Origin of the sequence: Snodgrassella sp. ESL0323, assembly GCF_013346865.1 — a bacterium.
GTDB classification, from domain to species: Bacteria; Pseudomonadota; Gammaproteobacteria; order Burkholderiales; family Neisseriaceae; genus Snodgrassella; species Snodgrassella alvi.
In genome coordinates this window covers 76,473-99,405 of the sequence record NZ_JAAEDT010000015.1, presented here as the reverse complement: position 1 = coordinate 99,405, position 22,933 = coordinate 76,473, and the positions used below count along the sequence as shown (strand labels likewise).

Annotated in this window: 19 protein-coding genes; 13 read left to right on the top strand and 6 right to left on the bottom strand. The window is 39.0% G+C overall.

Annotated features, from left to right (window positions below; genetic code table 11):
- Window positions 1-33: 33 nt before the first annotated feature.
- Entirely contained in the window at window positions 34-678 is a 645-nt protein-coding gene (locus GY065_RS05905; protein WP_084554406.1) for a DedA family protein, read from the bottom strand.
- A 148-nt stretch (window positions 679-826) separates the two neighbouring features.
- Here GY065_RS05905 and ettA point away from each other — a divergent pair, with 148 nt between their 5' ends.
- The 6 genes from ettA (at window position 827) to GY065_RS05875 (ending at window position 9,628) form a co-directional block, all read left to right on the top strand.
- Window positions 827-2,494, top strand: coding sequence for an energy-dependent translational throttle protein EttA (gene ettA / locus GY065_RS05900; protein ID WP_174833428.1), 1,668 nt, complete (start codon window positions 827-829; stop codon window positions 2,492-2,494).
- A gap of 193 nt (window positions 2,495-2,687) precedes the next feature.
- Window positions 2,688-5,132 (top strand): endopeptidase La, encoded by a 2,445-nt coding sequence (gene lon, locus GY065_RS05895; protein WP_371731942.1) that lies wholly within the window; start codon window positions 2,688-2,690, stop codon window positions 5,130-5,132.
- 201 nt (window positions 5,133-5,333) lie between these two features.
- Window positions 5,334-5,603 (top strand): HU family DNA-binding protein, encoded by a 270-nt coding sequence (locus GY065_RS05890; RefSeq protein ID WP_037476399.1) that lies wholly within the window; start codon window positions 5,334-5,336, stop codon window positions 5,601-5,603.
- A gap of 151 nt (window positions 5,604-5,754) precedes the next feature.
- A complete protein-coding gene (locus GY065_RS05885; protein ID WP_174833427.1) occupies window positions 5,755-7,290 on the top strand; it encodes a peptidylprolyl isomerase in 1,536 nt (511 codons plus the stop codon).
- A gap of 107 nt (window positions 7,291-7,397) precedes the next feature.
- On the top strand, window positions 7,398-8,744 hold the full coding sequence (locus tag GY065_RS05880; protein WP_174833426.1) for an aldehyde dehydrogenase family protein: 1,347 nt from the start codon (window positions 7,398-7,400) through the stop codon (window positions 8,742-8,744).
- Window positions 8,745-8,983: 239 nt separating this feature from the next.
- Window positions 8,984-9,628 carry a toxin-antitoxin system YwqK family antitoxin gene (locus tag GY065_RS05875; protein WP_174833425.1) on the top strand — a complete coding sequence of 215 codons (645 nt, stop codon included), beginning with the start codon at window positions 8,984-8,986 and terminating at the stop codon, window positions 9,626-9,628.
- Window positions 9,629-9,637: 9 nt separating this feature from the next.
- Here the strand turns inward: GY065_RS05875 and GY065_RS05870 are convergent, their stop codons facing one another.
- The 5 genes from GY065_RS05870 to GY065_RS05850 form a co-directional block, all read right to left on the bottom strand.
- Entirely contained in the window at window positions 9,638-9,934 is a 297-nt protein-coding gene (locus GY065_RS05870) for a CHY zinc finger protein (RefSeq protein ID WP_174833424.1), read from the bottom strand.
- Window positions 9,935-10,087: 153 nt separating this feature from the next.
- Complete coding sequence (icd, locus tag GY065_RS05865) at window positions 10,088-11,326, bottom strand: NADP-dependent isocitrate dehydrogenase (protein ID WP_078475624.1); 1,239 nt, start codon at window positions 11,324-11,326, stop codon at window positions 10,088-10,090.
- Window positions 11,327-11,470: 144 nt separating this feature from the next.
- Window positions 11,471-12,541, bottom strand: coding sequence for a DNA polymerase IV (dinB, locus tag GY065_RS05860; RefSeq protein ID WP_174833423.1), 1,071 nt, complete (start codon window positions 12,539-12,541; stop codon window positions 11,471-11,473).
- 84 nt (window positions 12,542-12,625) lie between these two features.
- Entirely contained in the window at window positions 12,626-13,672 is a 1,047-nt protein-coding gene (locus GY065_RS05855; protein WP_174833422.1) for a lysozyme inhibitor LprI family protein, read from the bottom strand.
- 154 nt (window positions 13,673-13,826) lie between these two features.
- Window positions 13,827-14,957, bottom strand: coding sequence for a carboxypeptidase family protein (locus tag GY065_RS05850; protein ID WP_174833421.1), 1,131 nt, complete (start codon window positions 14,955-14,957; stop codon window positions 13,827-13,829).
- 419 nt (window positions 14,958-15,376) lie between these two features.
- Here GY065_RS05850 and lepA point away from each other — a divergent pair, with 419 nt between their 5' ends.
- The 7 genes from lepA to GY065_RS05815 all read left to right on the top strand — a co-directional run bounded on the left by lepA (window position 15,377) and on the right by GY065_RS05815 (window position 22,924).
- Window positions 15,377-17,167, top strand: coding sequence for a translation elongation factor 4 (gene lepA, locus GY065_RS05845; RefSeq protein WP_174833420.1), 1,791 nt, complete (start codon window positions 15,377-15,379; stop codon window positions 17,165-17,167).
- A 3-nt stretch (window positions 17,168-17,170) separates the two neighbouring features.
- Window positions 17,171-18,160: a signal peptidase I gene (gene lepB, locus GY065_RS05840; protein ID WP_174833419.1), complete on the top strand. Its 990-nt coding sequence runs from the start codon at window positions 17,171-17,173 to the stop codon at window positions 18,158-18,160.
- A 78-nt stretch (window positions 18,161-18,238) separates the two neighbouring features.
- Entirely contained in the window at window positions 18,239-18,967 is a 729-nt protein-coding gene (rnc, locus tag GY065_RS05835) for a ribonuclease III (protein ID WP_174833418.1), read from the top strand.
- 62 nt (window positions 18,968-19,029) lie between these two features.
- Complete coding sequence (locus GY065_RS05830) at window positions 19,030-19,548, top strand: DUF2867 domain-containing protein (protein ID WP_174833417.1); 519 nt, start codon at window positions 19,030-19,032, stop codon at window positions 19,546-19,548.
- 228 nt (window positions 19,549-19,776) lie between these two features.
- Window positions 19,777-20,700 (top strand): GTPase Era, encoded by a 924-nt coding sequence (gene era, locus GY065_RS05825; protein WP_025330737.1) that lies wholly within the window; start codon window positions 19,777-19,779, stop codon window positions 20,698-20,700.
- A 410-nt stretch (window positions 20,701-21,110) separates the two neighbouring features.
- Window positions 21,111-21,926 carry a hypothetical protein gene (locus tag GY065_RS05820; protein ID WP_174833416.1) on the top strand — a complete coding sequence of 272 codons (816 nt, stop codon included), beginning with the start codon at window positions 21,111-21,113 and terminating at the stop codon, window positions 21,924-21,926.
- Window positions 21,927-22,363: 437 nt separating this feature from the next.
- Window positions 22,364-22,924: a class I SAM-dependent methyltransferase gene (locus GY065_RS05815; protein ID WP_037476330.1), complete on the top strand. Its 561-nt coding sequence runs from the start codon at window positions 22,364-22,366 to the stop codon at window positions 22,922-22,924.
- The last annotated feature ends 9 nt before the right edge of the window (window positions 22,925-22,933 follow it).

Sequence of the window (22,933 nt, the reverse complement as noted above, 5' to 3'; positions counted from 1 at the left end):
TGTAATATCGTTATTAACAGCAGAAAAGAATATTTAATTTTGCTTTGAAGCTGCAAATCTGTGGCGCAGTATTTCTATAACAGCCGGCAATAGAGAAACAGCAATGATAATAATCAGTGCCAGAGAAAGATTCTGTTTAATGAATGGCAGATTACCAAAAAAATACCCGGCATAAGAAAACAGCACAACCCAGAGGATAGCACCAATACAGTTATAGCGTATAAAATGACCATAATGCATATGTCCCATTCCGGCTACAAATGGTGCAAATGTACGCACTATTGGGACAAAACGGGCAATGATAATCGTTTTTCCGCCATGCTTTGCATAAAATTCCTGTGTTTTGTGTAAATAAATTTGTTTGAATATTTTTGAATGCGGATTTGCAAACAGATGGGCACCAAATTTTTTTCCGATTGAAAAATTTACGGCATCACCGATGATAGCGGCAGCCAGTAACAACACAACCATAAAATGCACATTCATTTCGCCTATAGCAGCGATTCCACCAGCTGCAAACAACAAGGAATCCCCAGGCAGAAACGGAGTAACTACTAATCCGGTTTCACAAAAAATCAAAGCAAACAGAATTACATAAATCCATATTCCATATTGAGTCACAATAAATTGCAGGTGCTGATCAATATGTAAAATGAAATCTATCAGAGTTGAGATTATATTCATGAAAGATAGCAAAGAAATAAATGGTGGTATTTTAACGCAAAGCATTCGGAAACAGCAGGTATATGCATGCTAAAATTAAAATCATAATCATCAGCCCTTCCTTTCAGGCTGATTCTGACTAATTTACACTGATGAATATGCTATGAGCCAATATGTATACTCAATGCTGCGCGTAAGTAAAACCGTGCCGCCACAAAAACAGATTATCAAGGATATTTCTTTATCTTTTTTGCCCGGTGCCAAAATTGGTTTGCTGGGACTCAATGGTGCTGGGAAATCCACTGTTTTAAAAATTATGGCCGGAGTAGATACCGAATTTGAAGGTGAAGCCATTCCAATGAGTGGTATCAAAATCGGCTATTTACCACAGGAGCCCCAGCTTGATGCTGATAAAACAGTAAGAGAAGAAGTGGAATCCGGTTTGGGGGATGTGGCTGGCGCACAGAAAAAACTGGAAGAAGTATATGCAGCTTATGCAGAGCCGGATGCTGATTTTGATGCGCTGGCTGAAGAGCAGGCACGGCTGGAAGCTATTATCGCGGCAGGGGCCGGAGATAATTTAGAACATCAGCTTGAAATTGCTGCTGATGCACTGCGGTTACCAGAATGGGATGCACGGATTGGTAATTTGTCCGGTGGGGAAAGACGCAGGGTTGCATTATGTAAATTGCTATTAAGTAAGCCGGATATGCTGTTACTGGATGAACCGACTAATCACCTTGATGCAGAATCAGTAGAATGGCTGGAACAGTTTCTGGTTCGTTTTCCGGGTACAGTAGTAGCTGTTACGCATGATCGCTATTTTCTGGATAATGCTGCAGAGTGGATTCTGGAATTAGACCGTGGGCATGGTATTCCATGGAAAGGTAACTATAGTTCATGGCTGGAACAAAAAGAAGCCCGACTTGAGAACGAAGCTAAAACCGAGGCCGCAAGAATTAAAGCCATGAAGCAAGAGCTTGAGTGGGTAAGACAGAATGCGCGCGGGCGTCAGGCTAAATCTAAAGCCCGTCTGGCGCGTTTTGAAGAAATGAGTAATTACGAATATCAGAAACGTAATGAAACTCAGGAAATATTTATTCCGGTAGCCGAGCGTCTAGGTAATGAGGTGATTGAGTTTGAGCGTGTCTGTAAAAGTTTTGGTGACAAATTACTCATTGATGATTTAAGTTTTAAAATTCCGCCTGGTGCCATTGTTGGTATTATCGGTCCAAACGGAGCCGGTAAATCTACATTATTCAAACTGATTACCGGACAGGAACAGCCGGATACGGGTGAGGTAAAGATTGGTCAGACAGTAAAATTATCAATTGTTGATCAAAGCCGTAACGGTCTGCATGATGATAAAAACGTGTTTGATGAAATTGCAGAAGGGCGTGATATTTTACAGGTAGGACAATTTGAAATTCCTGCGCGAGCCTATCTGGGCAGATTCAACTTTAAAGGCAGTGACCAGAGTAAAATTGTAGGAAAACTATCCGGAGGTGAGCGCGGACGTCTGCATCTGGCCAAAACTTTAATTTCCGGTGGTAATGTATTGCTGCTGGATGAACCATCAAATGATCTGGATGTGGAAACTCTGCGTGCACTTGAAGAGGCATTACTGGAATTTGCCGGCAGCGTACTCGTCGTTTCACATGATCGCTGGTTTCTTGACCGGATTGCCACACATATTCTGGCTGCTGAAGGTGAATCAAAATGGGTATTTTTTGATGGCAATTATCAGGAGTATGAAGCTGATAAAAAACGTCGTCTGGGAGAAGAAGGTGCAAAACCTAAACGTATTCGCTATAAACCGGTAATTCGCTAGTTTATCTGGCCGGACAGATTAATTTCAGATGCCATATATTTGTCCGGCTAATATTTCTCTTTTTAAAATAAATCTTCTTGATACAGAATTTTTCAATAATTATTCAATATTTGAAATACTTGAAAAAAACTGGTTTAGCACCATTTTAACATCCAATTTAATTGCATATTTCCAGGAAAGATTGAGGCATTACATGGCTGAAGTTTATGATTCTGCTCCGTTACAGCCAACCACGATGGCAATGTTGCCTTTGCGTGATGTTGTCGTTTACCCGCATATGGTATTGCCCCTTTTTGTAGGACGTGAAAAATCCATAGCGGCTCTGGATGCTGCCATGGAGCATGATGAACCGGTATTTTTGCTGGCACAGAAAAACGCAGATACTGATGAGCCACATGCTGAAGACATGTATGACATGGGCACAGTAGCCAGTATTCTGCAAGTGCTTAAATTACCTGATGGTACGGTTAAAGTACTTGTGGAGGGTCTGTACCGGGCTAAGGTACAGTATATTGATGAAAGCGGGTCGTATGTTGAGGCTCATATAGAAAAATGTACGGATGCCATTGAAGAGGATAAACACGATGATGAGGCATTACGTCGTACATTATTATCCCAGTTTGAACAGCTGGCAAAATTGAATAAAAAAATTCCGGCAGAAGTCATTACTACTATTAACGGTATCGATACTCTTAGCCGTCTGGCTGATACTATTGCTGCCCACTTGCAGCTGAAACTTGATCAGCGTCAGCAAATCCTTGCTATGACCAATGTGACTGCGCGTCTGGAACATTTACTTCATTTGCTTGAGTCTGAGCTGGATATCCTTCAGGTAGAAAAACGTATTCGCGGGCGAGTAAAGCGGCAAATGGAAAAATCGCAGCGCGAATATTATCTGAATGAGCAGGTAAAAGCGATTCAGAAAGAGCTGGGTGAAGAAGATGATGATCTGACTAATCTTGAAGCGCAGATTCGCCAGGCAGGTATGAGCAAAGAGGCAGAAGAAAAATGTCTGTCTGAATTCAAAAAATTGCGCATGATGCCTCCGATGTCGGCTGAATCAACAGTTGTTCGTAATTATATAGATACGCTGCTTGAATTACCGTGGAAAAAGAAATCTAAGGTAAGCAAAGATATTGTCAAAGCCGATATGATTCTGAATGCCGACCACTATGGTCTCGAAAAAGTTAAAGAACGCATTCTTGAATATCTTGCAGTACAAAAACGCATGAATCAGCTTAAGGGTCCTATTTTATGTCTGGTCGGCCCTCCAGGTGTAGGTAAAACATCACTGGGTGAATCCATTGCTAAAGCGACCGGACGAAAATATGTTCGTATGGCGTTAGGTGGTGTACATGATGAGAGTGAAATCCGCGGCCATCGTCGAACTTATATCGGCTCAATGCCCGGTAAAATTCTGCAAAACATGGCCAAGGTTGGTGTTAAAAACCCACTATTTTTACTCGATGAAATTGATAAATTAGGTAATGATTTCAGGGGTGATCCTGCTAGTGCTTTACTTGAAGTGCTTGATCCTGAACAAAACCATTCTTTTTCTGATCATTATGCAGAGGTTGAATTTGATTTATCAGATGTGATGTTTATTGCTACCTCTAATAGTATGAATATTCCGTCTCCGCTATTAGACCGTATGGAAATTATTCGTCTTTCCGGTTATACCGAAGACGAAAAAATCAATATTGCCATGAAATATCTGGTAGCCAAACAGATCAAGCAAAATGGTGTACGCGACGGTGAAATCTGCATTGAGGAATCAGCTGTACGCGATATTATCCGTTATTACACCCGTGAAGCCGGTGTACGTTCACTTGATCGTGAAATAGCCAAAATTTGCCGTAAAGTAGTAATGAAGCAAGCGGTTGCAGCAGAAAATACCAGTAAAGGTAAAAAAGCTAAAGCTAAACCAGAAACGATTGTCATTAATGCAGATAATTTACATGACTATCTTGGTGTCCGCCGCTTTGATTATGGAGTAGCGGAAAATGAAAACCGTATTGGTCAGGTAACAGGACTAGCCTGGACAGAAGTGGGTGGTGAACTTTTAACTATTGAAGCCAGCAGATTTCGTGGTAAAGGCAATATTCTGCGTACCGGTAAGCTGGGTGATGTGATGCAGGAATCTGTCAGCGCTGCGTGGAGTGTTGTTCGTTCACGGGCTGAAAGTCTGGGTATCGAGCCTGATTTTTATGAAAAAAATGATATTCACGTTCATGTTCCTGAAGGTGCTACGCCGAAAGATGGTCCGAGTGCAGGCAGTGCTATTACTTTAGCTTTGGTTTCTGCTTTTACCGGTATACCGGTGCGTGCGGATGTAGCTATGACTGGTGAAATTACTCTGCGAGGAGAAATTCTGCCAATTGGCGGGCTGAAAGAAAAGCTGCTGGCTGCTTTACGTGGCGGAATAAAGCATGTGCTGATTCCGAAAGACAATGTTAAAGATCTGGAAGAAATTCCGGCAAACATCTGTGAACAGCTGACTATTCACCCGGTACAGTGGATAGATGAAGTACTTAATCTGGGGCTGGCTTATCCGCCCAGCCCGTGGCAGAGTACACCTGAAGAAAATTTGATGGCTAATTCAGCGTCTAAGTCAACTCCAAAAACTGTAAAACATTAAGTATGCAGCCATTCACCAACACTAATTGGTGAATGGCATTGTTTTTGGCATGATTTAACTCAATGTAGATGTGTCGGCGCTTGACATAAAGAATTTGGGCTTGTTATAAAGTAATCGTAATGTATTGTTCAGTTTTTGCCATAAAGGAAATGGGCGGAAACTGGAAATCATATGAACATAACAACAGAAAGGGACTTTATTGTGAATAAGTCTGAATTGATTGAAGCTATTGCTCAGGAAGCCGATTTATCTAAAGCTTCTGCAGCAAAGGCTCTGGACGGTATGATTAGCTCTGTTACTAAAGCACTGAAAAGTGGTGATACTGTAACTTTAGTGGGTTTCGGTACATTTTATGTGGGCGAACGTGCTGCACGTGCCGGACGTAACCCGAAAACTGGCGAGCCATTGCAAATCAAAGCAGCCAAAACTCCTAAGTTCCGTGCAGGTAAAGCACTGAAAGATGCTCTTTGATTTAAATTTTGCAATTAGACTGGGCGGGAATTCTCCCGCCTTTTTTATTGTTTGTCGTTTTTGTGCATTATGATTGTAATCACCATGGTTTAGCTTAACAAAAACCGCTACAATACTATTTATGTCTGTTTCAAAAAGTTAACTGGATCCCATGTTTCACATTGTAGAAAAATATAAAACCCCGGCTCAGATTATTCTGGGTGTAATTTGTCTGAGTTTTGTGTTTGCAGGCGGCTATTCACTGGCTGTTCCCGGTTCTGATTATGTCAGCAAAATAGGTGATATTAAAATCAAAGCAGATGATGTCAACGATTTCCAGCGGAGGTTACAGAATGCTTCTGGTAATCCGGTAAATAAACAGCTTGCTTATCAAACTCTGATTGACCAGGCTTATATTCAGCAGGGTGCCTATGATATGAATATTAGTGTGCCAATCAGCCAGATAAAACAGGTAATTGCATCTGATCCAAGTTTTCAGGAAAACGGAAAATTTGTTGAAGCCAAATATCGCGAGTTTTTACAACAGTCAGGAATGACAGAAGAAGCTCTGATAGACGGTATGCGTAAACAGTACGCTATGCAGACTATGTTAAATCTTATGAAGGCCGGTAATGTCGTGAGTGATGTGCAGGCCAGACAAATGATTAATTTATTGCAGGCTTCACGCCAATTACAGACAGTAACTTTTCCGGCAACAAATTTTGCCAGTCGGGTTGCTGTTGATGATAGTAAACTGAAAGCATATTACGAAGCGAATAAAAAGCAGTATTTTATGCCACAGGCAGTGAAGTATGAGTTTGTAGAACTCTCTGCTGCAGAGCTCGGAGCTAAAGAAAAAGTCAGTGAAGCTGAATTACAGGAAGCATATAATCAGATTCCGGCTTCTGCATCAGCACCAAAACCCTCATTGGAAAGTGTGAAAACACAATTAACTCAAGAGCTCCAGATTCGTAAAGGTGCTGCAGCAATTGCGAAAATGAAAGAAACTGTCAGCGACCTGGCATTTAATAATCCTAAAACACTGCAGCCAATTAGTGACAAACTTGGTTTACAAATCCATAAGGCTGATCAGGAATGGGTAACACGCGATATGGCCACTGCCAATGGTATGCCTAAAGCATTACAAGATGCATTGTTTGGAAATGAAGTGCTGATAAAGCGTAACAACTCTGAACCGGTTGATCTGGGTAATGGTACTTACTGGGTAGTACGCGCTGTAGATGTACGCACAGAACATCAGGCAACTTTTGCAGAAGTAAAAGCTCAGGTACAACAGGATTATGTTGCAGCAGAAGCTAAAAAGCTTGCTACAAATTCTGCTAAACAGGCTTTAGATAATCTGAATAAAGGTAATACCGCTAATCTGGAATGGTCGCCAAGTGCTGATCTGACTCCGCAGCAAGCCATGGCTATTATGTCTAAGGGTGATTTTCAGCTTTGGATGAAAGCTAAACCAGCAAATAATAAACCCGCATATATTTTAATTACTGAACAACAAAATCCTATATTAGTTAAAATAACTGCGATTAAACCACCTCAGGATATAAATAATGTTTTGCCTCAGGCTAAACAGATAATCAGCCAGAGCCTGGCACAGAATCTGGCTTTTTCTAATCTGCAATGGTTAAAAAACCGCTATAAACTCAAACAGGGTGCTCAAAAGTTGGATACAGTTGACGAGCAATAAATTTCTATTGACCTTATAAATTTTATAAGGTCAATATTTTTTGAAACATGTATTGTCTTGTATTCAATATGTATGGATTTACCGTTTGCAGTTGAAGGATTTTTGTGTTGTATACCAGTTATCATGCCATTACAGGTGAAACTCTATTTACCCGTGAAAGTCTGACCAGAGCTGAATTCGATTTACAGTATCAGCAGCTGACCAGTAAACAAAGTAATTTTGCCTGTGAAAATGTGCAAACACGTACTCATTATCTTTTAGAGTTTGCTCAGCGACTGGAACAAGCACAAACTGAACTGGCCTATCAGATTTGTATTGAAGTAGGGCGCTGTTTGCGTGAATGTGAAGCAGAAATCAGTAAGTCTATTGCTTTGATTCGTTATTATGCGCATTTAGCGCCCGAGCTGCTTGCCCATAAAACTATTGCCACGCAGGCAAGCCTGAGTCAGGTTCGCTTTGAGCCTTTAGGAACAGTATTGGCAGTAATGCCATGGAATTATCCGGTATGGCAGATTTTGCGCTTTGCTATTCCCGCTTTATGTGCCGGAAATGCCTGTCTGGTAAAACCGGCACCCTCTGTAGGCAAAATTAGCCAGATGCTGTTTGAATTGATAGGGGATGATTTACCTTTACAACTTGTCTGGCTCAGTAATGATGATATTGAATATGCTATTGCTCAAACGCAGGCACTGGCTTTTACCGGTTCAACCGAAACCGGGCGATATCTGGCAGCACTGGCCGGCCGCCATTTACGCAAATGTGTTATGGAGCTGGGCGGAAGTAATGCGTTCATTGTATTAAATGATGCGGATATTGAGCAGGCTGCTGCAGATGCTTGTTATTCACGCTTTCGCGACGCCGGTCAGTCATGTAATGCAGCCAAACGGCTGATTATAAATAATGACATTGCTGATGAATTTCTGGCTGTTTTTATGCAATACTGCCGGAAACTGCAAATGGGAGAGCCATGGCTGCCGTCAACAACTTTGGCACCACTGCATCGCAATGATTTACGTTCATTGGTTCATGCGCAGATTCAGGATGCACTTACCCATGGTGCACAATGTTTACTTGGCGGTAAAATCCCGGAAAATGTACAAGGCTGGTTTTATCCGGCTACTATTCTGGATAAAGTCAATCCGGATTGTCGTGTATATCATGAAGAAGTATTCGGACCAGTAGCGATTATTTTGCGAGCCAGTGATAATCATCATGCATTAACGCTGGCAAATGATAATCCTTTTGGTCTGGGTGCCAGTATTTATACGCATAACACTTCTCAGGCATGGAAATTCGCAGAACATTTAAATGTGGGTAGTGTATTTATTAACCGACATACGAGTAGTGATTTACGCCTGCCTTTTGGCGGAGTAAAAGATTCCGGATTCGGACGCGAATTGTCAGAATTTGGAATTTATGAGTTTGTTAATGTGAAAACCTACTGGCAAAAATAATTGATACATTCATATAATCAATAATTTATTTGAAAAAGAATGTAATATCTATAGATATAATTTTTATTGCATAAAATAATGAATCTACTTAGTAAAAAGGGACAGAAACTATGTATGTAGCCAGACGCTTTTACTGGTTCGTACTTGCCATAATACTTTTTTTGATTGTTATAACAGTTGTATGGCAGATAAAGTCCCAAGCGCATAAAACTGTCAATACAGATATAAACCAACAGGTTGTGAATAAGCAGCCAAAGGTTCAATATCATCAGAATTCTCACCAATCAAAAAACGATCAGGTTAATGAACAGATTCTTTCCGAACCTGAAAAAAACAAATACGCTGCTGAATATGCTTTACCCATAGATCAGTTACAACAATTAATTCCGGCTATGAAAGAAGGCGTATTACAGCTATCGTATCCGGATGGTAAAAAGAAGCTACAAGGCAACTATAAAAATGGTAAACCAGTCGGACAATGGCATAGCTGGTATCCAAATGGCCGGCTTGCGATTGAAATAAGCTGGAAATATGGTTTACCGAATGGCAAAACACGCAGCTGGTATGAAAATGGCCATAAACGCGGAGAAATTTATTTCGTTAACGGAAAAGCAGAAGGGCGTTGGCAGCGCTGGTACGCTAACGGGCAGATAAAACAGGATATGACTGTACATCAAGGCGTGGTAAAAACGATGACTACCTGGGATAACAGCGGACATCTGATTTCTGATGTTGCAATTATAGATAATAAAGTCAGCGGTGTTGTTCTAACCTGGTATGATTCAGGTGCCAAAAAAAGTGAATCTGTATTTGAAAAGAACGAACTAGTACGTAAAACCGAATGGGATGAAGACGGACTAATTGTTGACCTTGATGATAATTAATAATATATATTATTTAAAATAAATATTTTTATGTGATGCACAGCGTGGATTAAAAGCAGCCTGACAAAACGGACACTGATATTGCTGATACTGTTTATAGGTTAAGAGGGTTTTGCAATTTCCACACATAACCGGTTGGCTATTTTCAGTTGTCATGGCTACAAATGTATGATTACACATCAAATCATGGCATTTAAAGCAGGCATAGTATTGTTTACACTGGGCACATTGAAGGGCAGCGATATCATTTTCATTATGATAGTGTACACAGCGACCACAAGAGTCGGTTTGAATTCCTAAAATCATTGTTTTCAACTTTTCAGATAATATTTATTATAGCTGAACATAAATGTTTTTAAAGATAACTGTCTTTATATATCGAATGAATTAAAAATTTTATTTTATAAAAAACCGAATCCCGTTTCAGGATTCGGTTTTGTGAATACATGATATGAAAAGTTACATACGTTCAATCAGAGCTTTACCAAAATCAGAGCAGGAGACTTCTTTTGCACCTTCCATCATACGGGCAAAATCATAGGTGACAATTTTGTCGGCAATGGCTTTTTCAATTGAGGTAATAACCAAATCTGCAGCTTCTTTCCAGCCTAAATGACGTAACATCATTTCGGCAGACAGAATAATAGATCCCGGATTAACTTTATCCTGACCAGCATATTTAGGTGCAGTACCATGTGTTGCTTCAAATACGGCATATTCATCAGAGATATTGGCTCCCGGAGCAATACCGATACCACCAACCTGAGCGGCCAAAGCATCTGAAATGTAGTCACCATTCAGATTCAGTGTCGTAATCACATCATATTCAGCCGGACGCAGCAAAATCTGCTGCAGGAATGCATCAGCAATACAATCTTTAATGACGATATTTTTACCGGTTTTCGGATTTTTAAATTCGCACCATGGTCCATCACCAATTAAAGTTGCGCCAAATTCATTTTTAGCCACTTCATAAGACCAGTCACGGAATCCGCCTTCGGTGAATTTCATGATGTTACCTTTATGAACAATGGTAACACTGTCTCGGTCATTATCAATAGCATAACGTATAGCTGCGCGGGTCAGGCGTTGTGAACCCTCTTTAGAAACAGGCTTGATACCAATGCTGGATGTTTCAGGGAAGCGGATTTTGGTAACACCCATTTCACCTTGCAGGAAATTGATAATTTTTTTAGCATCTGCTGTTTCTGCAAACCATTCAATACCTGCGTAAATATCTTCAGTGTTCTCACGGAAAATAACCATGTTAACTTTACTAGGATCTTTAAGCGGAGAAGGTACGCCTTTGAAATACTGTACAGGACGCACACACTGATATAAATCCAGTTGCTGACGAATGGCAACATTTAGTGAACGAATACCGCCGCCTACCGGTGTAGTCATCGGTCCTTTGATTGCTACTTTATATTCTTTAATGGCTTCCAGTGTTTCTTCCGGTAACCATACATTTTCACCATAAACTTTAGTGGCTTTTTCACCGGCATAAACTTCCATCCAGACAATTTTTCTGGAGCCGTTATAGGCTTTCGCTACTGCTGCATCAATAACGTCTTTCATCACTGGCGTAATATCAACACCAATACCATCCCCTTCAATAAAAGGAATGATTGGATCATTCGGAATAGCTTGGCCAGAAACGATTTTATGACCTTCTGTCGGCACTTTAATGTGACTCATGGTAACTCCTGTGATGTTACTTTTTCTGATAAAGGGCTACTTACTCCCGCTTGCAGCCTGACAGCCTCATTATCCTTTATTTTGTTAACTTAAGCCAGAAAAATGTAGTGCGATGTAGTCGGAAATTGTTTTAGGGAGATATCATCAGAATGCTTTTTCAGAAGCCCATAAATCAGGCTGATATTCATGCTGATAGAAATGGCTGATACCCAGACCAATCAGCCGGAATTGTTCGCCATTCTCCGGTAACCGTTTGAGTAAATCCTGCCCGGCAGCAATCAAAGCTTCAGCATCAGGTAAAGGAGAAGAGTAGGTCTGCGAACGTGTATGAATCTGAAAATCAGCAGTTTTTAATTTTAAAGTTACACAATTTCCCTGCAACTGTTTCTGCTGCATTGTTTCTACCAATGTCTGTGCCAGGTCAGGCAGATGGCGGGCGATTTCAATCAGATTTTCATTTTTGATAAGTGTAATTTCCGTAGATATCTGTTGGCGGTTACGTTCAGGAGTAACTTCGCGGTCATCACGCCCCTGAGCTAGATCAAACAGCCGGTATCCCCAGCGACCAAAATGATGCACTAAAACAGATAAATTTACCTGACTTAAATCTCCGACTGTTTTCCAGCCTAAGGCATTCATTTTCTGCTCTGTTACTTTACCGACTCCGGGAATTTTACCTAATGGTAATTTCTGCAAAAAATTCATCACTTGCGAAGGTGCAATAACAAACTGACCGTTTGGCTTGCGCCAGTCAGAAGCAATTTTAGCCAGAAATTTGTTAGGAGCAATACCGGCGGAGGCGGTTAAACCGGTTTCAGACAGAATAGATGCGCGTATTTCACTGGCAATATCCCGGGCATAAGGTAGATTGCCCTGATAATTAGTGACATCGAGGTAAGCCTCATCCAAAGATAAGGGTTCAATTTGATGTGTATAGCGGCTAAAGATACAGTGAATATGCTGTGATACTGCACGGTATTTATTGAAATCAGGAGTAATATAAATTGCCTGAGGGCATAATCGCTTAGCTGTAGATACAGCCATAGCAGAATGTAATCCATATTTGCGAGCCGCATAAGAGGCAGCACAAATTACTGACCTTGGTCCATCCCATGCTACAACAACAGGTTTGTTTTGAAGTTCGGGACGATCGCGCAACTCTACTGACGCATAAAATGCGTCCATATCAATATGAATGATTTTCCGATCCGGCATGTTTATACTTTATTTATTAAATATGTAGGATCAGACACCAGTAATATAAAAAATAATACTGATGTCCAGACTAATAATGACGAATTAATGCAGGCTATAACCGTTAAGATACTTAATACGTTCATTAGTCATTAGTGTATCACATTCCAGCCGTATTAGTTCCGCCTGAGCGGGCGAGCCAGCTTTAGCCGCTTTTGCCTGACACTGACTGGTTTTCTGGGCTATCCATTTCTGTTCTTCCTGCTGCAAGGTATTACGAACAGTATCGTTCAGATTATGCCATTTCGCATTAATAACACTATTGGCATTGCGGTTATTATCCCGTGCCTGCTGCAACTGATCAGCAGTTATATCATTTTGGATAACATGATTGTTATCAGCCTGATTATTACTCTCTGTTGCTAAAGAATGACCGTTAAGAATATCACTAGCCTTTTGAGCTTCCGGGCTGAGGCGATCTAATGGTAAAACCTGGGCATTGGGATTAGTAATCAGCTTGATAGCATCTGCACGATTGTACATATGCCCGGCAATCATAACTGTATCCTTGATACCATAGGGTAATAGTGCATTACCTAAAACAGTACTTAAAGTCTGAATACCAGTCTGATCAAATTTACTGGCGGAATTGGTTACAGATGCTGCATTAGCATTTGTATTGTCTGAAACAGGTGCATATTGGATAGGTTTAGAAAAAACATTATCATGCAGAGTAACTTCATTACCTTGCAATTGCTGATTCAGATGGGCAATAAAATCGGTTTTACCAAATAACAACGGAGCATTTGTCTGAATTTGCTGCCAAATATTATTGGGAACGGTAATTTTTAGCTCACTGCTGCAAACAGGATTACCATTATTGTCTTTATCCAGCTTGCCATCAGATACGGCTACAGATAATTCGTGGCTGGCATTGATTACTTTATCTGCATCTACAAACTGACGGCTGTCATTTTGAGCGAACTGATGAACATTATTATTGATACCTGTCTGCAGGGTTTGCTGAATTTGACTGCGAAGCTGCTCACTATTGCAGCTTAGCTTTGCTTTAGATGTTTCTGAATCATCCCTTGAACAGGCTGCCAGAGAAATAATGCCGATGATGCTGTATACAAGTATGCTTCTTTTCATGATTGTTTCCTATATTGATAATGGATAAAAGACAACTTGATTACAAATAATGCATCTTTATTATGCTGCGCATGTAATTATTAATCATTTGATTTTACTAAAAAATACAAAAAGCCTGAAATATCTCTCAGGCTTTAGAAACAATATGTTTGATTTAACGCAAACTATCCAGTATAGAGTATATCGGGCTTAAAATTGCTTCCCCCAAACGCAGAGAACGCTGGCCGTTCCAGCCAAAATCGTCATCCGGCCATTGATTATTGTCTTTAAATGGCATTTCAAGTGTATAAGCTAAACATTTGAAGGTTTCGCCAATGTATGCAGTAGCAATATTCAGATTGGCTTTGCCCGGTTCATCTTTTTCATAACCATATTTATCCTGAAAATCCGGGCTTGCTACCAGAAAGGCCTGTTTGAACATTTCCTGTAACGAATGCAGCCTGTCATCGAAGGAAGGAATTCCCTCATTACCTGAAAGAAATACATAAGGAATAGATTCATCGCCATGAATATCCAGGAATAAATCCACTCCTGTTTCATGCATTTTTTCACGTACCAGATAAACTTCCGGACTGTTTTGCATGCTGGGCTGTAACCATTCGCGATTGAGATTTGCTCCGGCAGCATTAGTACGCAAATTACCGAGTACGGATCCATCAGGGTTCATATTCGGAACAATATAAAATGTAGCCTGATCCAGCAAAGCACGTGCTGTCGGATCCTGATGATCTAATAACCTGCCTAACAGACCTTCAATAAACCATTCAGCCATAGTTTCGCCAGGATGCTGACGCGCAATTACCCAGATTTTCAAATCGCTGGCAACCTGATTGCCAATTGTCAGCAGATTAATATCGCGTCCCTGAATAGTGCTGCCTAAATCTTCTATCTGGCATAAGCCGCTGCTCTGGCTGTCACCTAGTAAATTCAGATGCTGTTCATATGAATAAGGTTCGAAGTAGGCATAGTAAACACTATTGGATAACGGAGTATGAGAAATAGTTAATATGTCGTTTTCGAAAGATGTAGGAACACGAAACCAGTTGATGCGATCATAAGAGCACATTGCCTGATAATCTTCCCAACCCTCCGGATAAGCAGATTCAGTTGTATTAATGAAGTTCAGGCAAATATTCTGATAGGCAACACCCTGTACACGGAAATAAAACCATTGCCGAAATTCGGCCGCATTGTCTTTAGGTAATTTGAGCTGGATATTAGCCGGATCACTGGCATCGACAATTTCAATATTACCACCATCAAACTGTGTGCTGATTTTTAGCATACAACTACTTTCATTGAAATAAACAACTGAGTTAAAGATATTGTAGTCTTTCTGGCAGTGACTTTCTATGTTTGTCAGACAAAATTTATGGCAGGATAATATAGTATTGCTTTGCTAATAAATAATTTCTGTACCGCTTAAAATTTTTTATGAGTTTAAAATTTAATTTGAACATTAAAATATCTGCTTAAGGTGTGAATATTTAAAAATCCGTTAATTTATTAGCACTTTGCCCGGAATGATATATTTACTGAAAGCTTTGTAAGCTCTAATGTTTGAAAATTAAAAGCTTTTCTGAATAATTATAAATTCTTGGGCGCACTGCAGTACATTCCGCTAAAATAAGCAGTTATTTCTGGTTTTCTGGTATTGATTTATCAGAATGTTGCTGTCTGAATTAATTTGAATTATTGGCTTACATGAACAATATACGCAATTTCTCTATTATCGCCCATATTGACCATGGGAAGTCGACACTGGCTGATCGTTTTATTCAGTATTGTGGCGGTCTTGAAAATCGGGAAATGAGTGCACAGGTACTCGATTCCATGGATATTGAAAAAGAGCGCGGTATTACAATTAAAGCTCAAACTGCAGCTTTACAGTATAAAGCCCGTGACGGGCAGGTTTATCAGCTTAATCTGATTGACACCCCAGGACATGTAGACTTTTCCTATGAGGTATCCCGTTCTCTTTCTGCCTGTGAAGGTGCATTACTGGTGGTAGATGCATCACAGGGTGTAGAAGCTCAGACTGTAGCCAATTGCTATACAGCTATTGACCTGGGGGTAGAGGTTTTGCCCGTTCTGAATAAGATTGATTTACCTTCAGCAGAGCCTGAACGGGTCATAGAAGAAATAGAAGATATTATCGGAATTGAGGCCATTGATGCTGTACGCTGTTCTGCTAAAAGCGGCATCGGTATTGAGGATGTACTGGAAGAGATTGTAAAAAAAGTACCGGCACCTAATGGTAAAAATGATGCACCTTTAAAAGCGTTAATTATTGATTCATGGTTTGATAATTACGTTGGTGTAGTTATGCTGATACGCATGGTCGACGGAACGGTACGTCTGAAAGATAAAGTTCGTTTCATGGCCACAGGAGCCGAAACACAGGTAGAACAATTAGGTATATTTACGCCTAAATCTGTGCAGAAGCAGGAATTAAAAGCCGGTGATGTAGGCTTTTTAATTACTGGTGTCAAAGAGCTTGGTTCGGCTAAAGTAGGTGATACGATTACCCAGGCGCGGGAGCCGGCCAGCGAACCTTTACCCGGTTTTAAAGAAGTGCAACCGCAGGTGTTTGCCGGGTTGTACCCTGTTGAGAGTCACGATTACGATGCATTACGTGAAGCACTGGAAAAATTACAGCTCAATGATGCTGCACTGAAATTTGAACCGGAAGTTTCACAGGCACTGGGATTTGGTTTTCGCTGTGGTTTTCTTGGTCTGCTGCATCTGGAAATTGTCCAGGAAAGGCTTGAACGAGAATTTAATATGGATCTGATTACCACTGCTCCAACGGTGGTATATGAAATACTGATGAAAAGCGGAGAACGCTTAGAGATTGAAAACCCGTCTAAATTACCTGATATCGGTACACTTGAAGCAATTTATGAGCCTATTATCACGGCAACTATATTATTGCCGCAGGAATATGTCGGTGCAGTAATGACATTGTGTAATCAGAAACGCGGTGTTCAGAGAAATATGCAATACATGGGCCGGCAGGTAATGCTGACTTATGAAATGCCAATGAATGAAGTTGTGATGGATTTCTTTGATAAGCTGAAATCAACTTCACGCGGCTATGCTTCGCTTGATTATGAATTTCTCGAATTCAGAGCTGCAGATCTGGTTAAACTGGATATTCTGGTTAACAGTGAAAAAGTTGATGCGCTCAGTCTGATTGTTCATCGCAGTAATTCTGTTCATCGCGGCAGAGAGCTGGTAGCTAAAATGCGTGAGCTGATCCCGAGACAAATGTTTGATATTGCTGTTCAGGCGGCAATTGGCGGTAAAATTATTGCGCGTGAAAACGTAAAAGCTCTGCGCAAAAATGTGCTGGCTAAATGTTATGGCGGCGATATTACCCGTAAGAAAAAATTATTGGAAAAACAAAAAGCCGGTAAAAAACGTATGAAACAGGTGGGTAATGTGGAAATTCCACAATCTGCCTTTCTGGCGATTTTACAGGTTGGAGATTAATAAATGTCAAACACAATGATTATTGGCGCAGCAATCCTACTGGTGCTGGGGATACTACTATTTTTGAAAAGCTCGAAAAAGCGTGAAGAAAATGGTGAATGGAGCGGAGCATTACAGTGGGGGTATTTGCTGATTCTGGTAGGTGCATTTGGTGTATTGTCATACAAAATGAGCTTTACCGCAGTTCTGCTGATTTTTGTATTGTTAACAGGAATAGCCTGGATTATCCATCGTAGCCTGAAGAAAAAAAATCCGGGGCATGTAGATAACAATCATTTTACTGATTACATGAGTGGTTTTTTTCCAATTATTCTGGTGGTATTTGTTCTGCGCACTTTCTTAGCTGAACCTTTTCAGATTCCTTCCAGTTCTATGCGTCCGGGTCTGATCACCGGTGATTTTATTCTGGTAAATAAATTTACTTACGGTATCCGTTTACCAATTCTGAATAATGTACTTATTCCGGTCAACAAAGTAGAACGTGGTGATGTGATTGTATTCAACTATCCCCGAGATACACGAATAAATTATATTAAACGGGTAATCGGTCTACCGGGTGATGTTATTACATACAAGGATAAAACCCTGTCAATCAATGGTAAAGTAATCTCTGATATTGATGAGCAGAAAATTTATAATTATTCGGAACAGCTTCCTCAGTATGGAAATATCAATATGCAGGCTCAGCAGGTAACCGAGCAGCTTGGCAATAAATCAATTCAGATACTGAAAATGCCTCAGCAACCCCCAGTTATTCTGCAAGCAGTACATACTGATTTTCCAGATCGGGAATTGTGTAACTATGAGACTGATGGCAGTGGGTTTAGTTGTACCGTTCCTGCAGGAAAATACTTTATGATGGGTGACAATCGTGACAATAGTGAAGATAGCCGGTACTGGGGATTTGTAGACGATAAGCTTGTTGTAGGCAAAGCCTTTCTGATATGGCTGAATATGGGTGATTTGAAACGAATCGGTACGAAGATTCAGTAATATCTGATATCAGGCGCAAGATTTTTTTCTTGCGCTTTGTTTATATAATTATGGTTATTCATTATCAAAGACGGTTAAATGAGAAAAACTGATGTACGCCATGAAAATGCTTTGAAATATGTACAACAAAAGCTTGGCTATCAATTTAAGCAGTCTGATTTATTACTGCAGGCTTTAACTCACCGCAGTTACAGTGCATTACATAATGAACGTTTTGAATTTGTTGGTGATTCAATTTTAAATTATTCTGTAGCTAAAATGCTGTTTAATGCATTTCCGCGCCTGACAGAGGGTGAGCTTTCACGAATGAGGGCGAATCTGGTTAATCAGGAAACACTGGCTCAGATTGCAACTGAACTAAAAATCGGAGATGCTTTATTGCTGGGTATTGGTGAGTTAAAAAGCGGTGGCTTCCGACGGCCATCTATACTGGCCGATGCTATGGAAGCATTATTTGCCGCAGTGAGCTTTGATGCAGATTTTAATACTGCTGAGACTGTTGTAAGACATTTATATGCAAACCGCATCCGTAATATTAATCCTCAGAATAGCGGAAAAGATGCAAAAACACGTCTGCAGGAAGCCTTGCAGGCACGACATATGCCATTGCCAAAATATCGGATTGTAGATCAGATTGGTGATGTTCATGATTTACAATTTGTAGTGCAATGTGATTTAGGAGAAACCGGCTTTCAGACTGAAGCAGCCGGACACAGCCGGCGTGAAGCAGAACAACAAACCGCACAAACAGCTCTTGTTTGGTTAGAAAAGCAGTTTCCGGCAGCTAAACCTAGAAAAAATAAATAAGTTACAATATTTTGAAGGTGGCATATTGTTATTACTTATTGTCTTACAATAAAGGGGAAATAATGGGAAAAACAAAGTCAATTTCTAAAATACTGAATGAATTACCCGAGTGTGTTAGCCTGATTGCGGATAAACCGGACTATCTTGATTGTCAGAAAAAAGAAATCGGTAAAAATATTACAGCTTTTGAAGCATATAAAATGATGACTTCACGTCAGCCTGAATGGCTAAGAATATTATTTAAAATCAGAGATAATATAGTTAGACCTGCTGGCATACGTACTATAGAGGGATTTACCTATCTGGATGAAGAGAGGATTCAATCCGGTGAAACAAACGCAGCCCATTTTTTTACTATTACTGAAAATACTGCTGATAAACTTACTTTAGAGATTAAAGATTCTCATTTAGATGTTTGTCTTTGCCTGCGTATTACTGATAATACCCAGCAGCCGGATAAAAAAATGCTGTATCTGATCGCTTCAGTAAAAAATCATAATTTCTGGGGACGGTTATATATGATGCCAGTTAGTAAACTTCATCCGTTTATTGTAAATAAACTTTTTGAAAATATTGTTTAATCACTCTGAGGTCTTTCGTTACTTAGTATTTATAAAGTATTTGTTCAGTAAGAATGACTCCTTTTCTCTAAAATCGTTCGAATAAAACTGTATATATTCAGGTAATTTAGTAGTTTATAATTGGTATCTGCAATGTGTTATTTAGCAGAATTCATTTTATTTGTTTTGAAATAATTCAGCTTATTATCGACCATTTTATGGTTATTTGTATCATTTAAGAAAGAATGTATGTCTGAAGTATCCAGTTACAATTATCCACCTCAGTCAGAAAATTTTCGCTGCGGTTTTGTTGCAATTGTTGGCCGGCCTAATGTGGGAAAATCCACATTAATGAACCACCTTATTGGTCAGAAAATCAGTATCACCAGTAAAAAAGCTCAGACTACTCGTCATAAAGTTAATGGTATTTATACCGATAATGAAGCACAGCTGATATTTGTAGATACCCCTGGTTTTCAGACTTATCATCGCAATGCACTTAATGACCGCCTCAATCAGAATGTTACTGAGGCAGTTGCCGGTGTGGATGTTATTGTATTTGTGATTGAAGCATTGCGCTTTTCGGATGCAGACAGAGAAGTACTGCAACAATTACCTGCACATATTCCGGTAGTGCTGGTAATTAATAAGGTCGATAAGGCTAAGGCAAAAGACCAAAGTGTACTGCAGAACTTTATTGATGAAGTACAGCAGGCATATAAATTCACTCAGGTTGCTCTGGTGAGTGCAAAGCACGGACTGGGCGTGGCTCAGCTTGTGCATGTTCTCAAGCCCATGCTGCCAATAGGTATTCCGCTCTATCCTGAAGATATGGTGACAGACAAATCGGCAAGATTTCTTGCTATGGAAATTGTGCGGGAGAAACTGTTTCGTTATCTTGGTGAAGAATTACCATACGCTATGAATGTCGAAGTAGAACAGTTTACCGAGGAAGACGGACTTTACCGGATTTATATTGCAGTTCTGGTAGATAAGGAAAGCCAAAAGGGCATTTTAATTGGTAAAGGCGGGGAAAAACTGAAAAAGATATCTACTGAAGCCAGACTGGATATGGAAAAATTGTTTGAAACAAAAGTTTTTTTAAAGGTTTGGGTAAAAGTAAAATCCGGCTGGGCTGATGATATTCGCTTTTTGCGTGAATTAGGAATGTGAGGTAAGAGTCTGGCACTCTTAGACTTAATATGTATTAATTTTTATTCTGGTATCAGCATTACAGATATCTAAAATTATTATTTTTAGAAACAAGCTCTGACTAATTATGATTTTGTACAGGGTAAGTGAACCAAATATTGATGGGTTTAATTTAGATAGAAAATATCTATTAATTTTTCCAATAATGATTTAAAAAAATTAGAAAGTATTGCGGTGCTGAGAAGTAGCTGAGCGATTAACCGAAGATGAATACATGTTTAAAAAATTAGTATTTTTCAAAAATAAAAATATATTGTTTTATTTCGTTTCAAGGTAAATATGAACAATACGGATCACAGCATAAATGTAGTAAATACAATTTTATCAGCATAAAGATTAAAATGGTTAATATTCTATAAGAAAGGATAAGGATGAAAATTAGTGATATCTCAATGTTTATATATTTAGCTTTTTTTCTTGTTCTTATAACTTATATATTTTCATTGATGCTTAAAAAAAGAACAGATTTGAAAGAAGATTTATCTAAAATAAAAGAACATGGTGAATCAATATTATTTGAGAATAATTTAAACAAAATAGTTGATGGATTGAAAAATAAAGAACTAGGGCTTGAGATAATAGATAAAATCAAATCAGAAATAGAGAATTTAAATAAAAAAATTAATGGTTTTTCATATAATGTTGCTTATACATTAAAAACAATAGAGAAGTCACTTAAAGAACAAATTTCAAGATTACAAAAAACGTCATTGATAAATTTGTATATGGGTACAACATTAACATGTTGTTCACTTGTATTTTTATTTGGTAGTGTAAATAATTCTACGCTAGAAAATAACCTATATAGTAATGAGACGCCGTTAGATTATATTTCATATATTTTGGTATTTTTTTTACCAAAAATCTCTTTAACAATATTTATTCAATTATTTGCTTTTTTCTTTTTACGTTTGTACAAAAGTAATCTTAATGATATTAAATATTATCAAAATGAGTTAGTGACCTTCTACTATAAAAAAACATCAATTCAAATGGCCTATATATCTAAAAATGAAAAATCTATTGAATTGTTGATCGCAGAACTATCAAAAATAGAAAAAAGCACTTTAATACCTAAAGGGTATACATCGACAGAGATAGAAAATGAAAAATTAGCGATGTCATCAATAAAAGAAAATGAATCAATAATCAATTTATTAAAAGATTTTTTAAAAAGTAGATCATAATTATTGTTGTATGCAAGCAATCCAACGACAGATAGTTTTGAGAAATACTTAGAAGGTTGACGATGTAGACACAAAATTTTGATTATACAAGAAGGAAAGCTCGCTTATGAAAATTATATAGATGATCAAATCGCTGAAAGCCTTGGATTGCTGAGAGTCAAGACTGGTATATATTAACCTATATCATCAAACATTTACATAATGCATATGTTAAAAATTTAAATTGATAGTAAATCTATTGCAAATACCGAGTTAAAAAGTTGCACCACAAACATTGATTCCTAAATTTGCCTTTAATAAATCAATGTTAAAATAGTTAATTAGGTTAAAGCTATGCCTGCTCATTCTGTTAATATATAATCTGATATGCTTAACGCTTATTTATCTTAGATGTAGCCATGGCGGCTAACTAAACATCAGATAGCACAAATTAATTTATGCTTCTCAATATTCTGGATTTTGTTCATAAAAACATTCAGCAGACAGTAAAGGCTGGAGATACAGTCATTGATGCTACTGCTGGTAACGGGCATGATACTTTGTTTCTGGCCTCTTGCGTCGGTGCCCAGGGTAAAGTAGTTGCATTTGATATACAGGCAAGTGCATTAGAAGCTACCAGTAACAGACTGGCAAAAGCCGGTTATAGTGAGCGGGTACAGTTAATTCATGCCGGACATGAACATCTGAGTGAGTATATTCAGAGTAAGGTTAGTGCCATCATATTTAACCTTGGATATTTACCTGGCGGAGATAAAAACTGTACAACCCAAGCCAATACCACTCTTAAGGCAATGCAAAGCGGATTAAACCTTCTTACCGATAATGGTGTATTGGCTGCAGTTTTATATCCGGGTCATGAGCAGGGAAAAATTGAAGCGGAAACAATACAAACATGGGCGCGAAGCTTACCGCAACAGCAGATAGCAGTGTTGAAATATGCTTTTATTAACCGGATAAATGATGCACCTTTTGCATTAATATTGCAAAAACATTCATAAATCATAGCT

Excerpts from the sequence above, each read along its gene's own strand:
- ettA (WP_174833428.1), top strand. The coding sequence starts at position 827 with ATGAGCCAATATGTATACTCAATGCTGCGCGTAAGTAAAACCGTGCCG.
- lon (WP_371731942.1), top strand. The coding sequence starts at position 2,688 with ATGGCTGAAGTTTATGATTCTGCTCCGTTACAGCCAACCACGATGGCA.
- GY065_RS05885 (WP_174833427.1), top strand. The coding sequence starts at position 5,755 with ATGTTTCACATTGTAGAAAAATATAAAACCCCGGCTCAGATTATTCTG.
- GY065_RS05870 (WP_174833424.1), bottom strand. The coding sequence starts at position 9,934 with ATGATTTTAGGAATTCAAACCGACTCTTGTGGTCGCTGTGTACACTAT.
- icd (WP_078475624.1), bottom strand. The coding sequence starts at position 11,326 with ATGAGTCACATTAAAGTGCCGACAGAAGGTCATAAAATCGTTTCTGGC.
- dinB (WP_174833423.1), bottom strand. The coding sequence starts at position 12,541 with ATGCCGGATCGGAAAATCATTCATATTGATATGGACGCATTTTATGCG.
- GY065_RS05855 (WP_174833422.1), bottom strand. The coding sequence starts at position 13,672 with ATGAAAAGAAGCATACTTGTATACAGCATCATCGGCATTATTTCTCTG.
- GY065_RS05850 (WP_174833421.1), bottom strand. The coding sequence starts at position 14,957 with ATGCTAAAAATCAGCACACAGTTTGATGGTGGTAATATTGAAATTGTC.
- lepA (WP_174833420.1), top strand. The coding sequence starts at position 15,377 with ATGAACAATATACGCAATTTCTCTATTATCGCCCATATTGACCATGGG.
- lepB (WP_174833419.1), top strand. The coding sequence starts at position 17,171 with ATGTCAAACACAATGATTATTGGCGCAGCAATCCTACTGGTGCTGGGG.
- rnc (WP_174833418.1), top strand. The coding sequence starts at position 18,239 with ATGAGAAAAACTGATGTACGCCATGAAAATGCTTTGAAATATGTACAA.
- GY065_RS05830 (WP_174833417.1), top strand. The coding sequence starts at position 19,030 with ATGGGAAAAACAAAGTCAATTTCTAAAATACTGAATGAATTACCCGAG.
- era (WP_025330737.1), top strand. The coding sequence starts at position 19,777 with ATGTCTGAAGTATCCAGTTACAATTATCCACCTCAGTCAGAAAATTTT.
- GY065_RS05820 (WP_174833416.1), top strand. The coding sequence starts at position 21,111 with ATGAAAATTAGTGATATCTCAATGTTTATATATTTAGCTTTTTTTCTT.
- GY065_RS05815 (WP_037476330.1), top strand. The coding sequence starts at position 22,364 with ATGCTTCTCAATATTCTGGATTTTGTTCATAAAAACATTCAGCAGACA.